This window comes from Oleiphilus sp. HI0086 (assembly GCF_001635225.1).
On sequence record NZ_LWFZ01000727.1, the window covers coordinates 1 to 820 of the forward strand.

The 820-nt window shown below is 42.2% G+C and carries 2 protein-coding genes; both read left to right on the forward strand.

Annotation, left to right across the window (positions count from 1 at the left end):
• Positions 1 to 57 precede the first annotated feature (57 nt).
• Positions 58 to 459, forward strand: a complete 402-nt coding sequence (locus tag A3756_RS11980; protein ID WP_068514639.1) for a response regulator — start codon at positions 58 to 60, stop codon at positions 457 to 459.
• Complete coding sequence (locus A3756_RS26095; protein WP_082865227.1) at positions 423 to 761, forward strand: GGDEF domain-containing protein; 339 nt, start codon at positions 423 to 425, stop codon at positions 759 to 761. The genes A3756_RS11980 and A3756_RS26095 overlap by 37 nt, the downstream gene beginning before the upstream one ends.
• Positions 762 to 820 lie beyond the last annotated feature (59 nt).

Genomic DNA, 820 nt, shown 5'->3' on the forward strand with positions numbered 1-820 from the left:
GAAGATGATAAGTAAATATACTCTTCCGTAAACCGACACATAATAATTAAGATTCATATGTATAATATATTAATCGTTGATGACTGTGAAAACGATACCATATTGCTGTTACGTGAACTAAAAAAAGGCGGCTTAGATATTCACTCAACAAGAGTTGAAACTGATCGAAGCCTTAGAAGCGCGCTTGAAGAGTCCGACTGGGATCTTGTTATCTCAGATCACAGCATCCCCGGATATTCCTCCCAAGAAGCTTTAGAAACCATCCGTGATCGCGATGCGAATTTGCCAGTTATTATTGTGTCAGGGGAGATCCCCGAACGAGAAGCCATTAAGCTAATGAAAGCCGGGGCTCAAGACTACGTAATGAAAGAAAATCTCGCTCGACTGATTCCAGCCATCGAGAGAGAAATAAGAGAGAGCGAATCCCGTCAAGCAAAAAACTCGCAGAACAGAATCTAGAACATTTAGCCGTACATGACCACCTAACAGGGCTAGGCAATCGCGAGTACTTCGAAGGTCAAATATCTAAAGCACTTCAACTTTCAGCATCGGATGATGCAGAATATGCCTTGATGTCACTGGATTTGGACCAATTTAAGATCATTAACGATACTTGCGGCCACGTTGCAGGCGATGATCTACTCAAGCAAGTATCACTTGTTTTACTCCGCCAAACTAAAGACAAGGATACCTTGGCACGTCTTGGTGCCGATGAATTTGGCATACTCACCTACAACAAAGATAAGCGTCAAGCTATTTAGATTGCGAAAACCATACAGACCGCAATAAAAGACCTAAACTTCACCTGGCATGGAAAAAG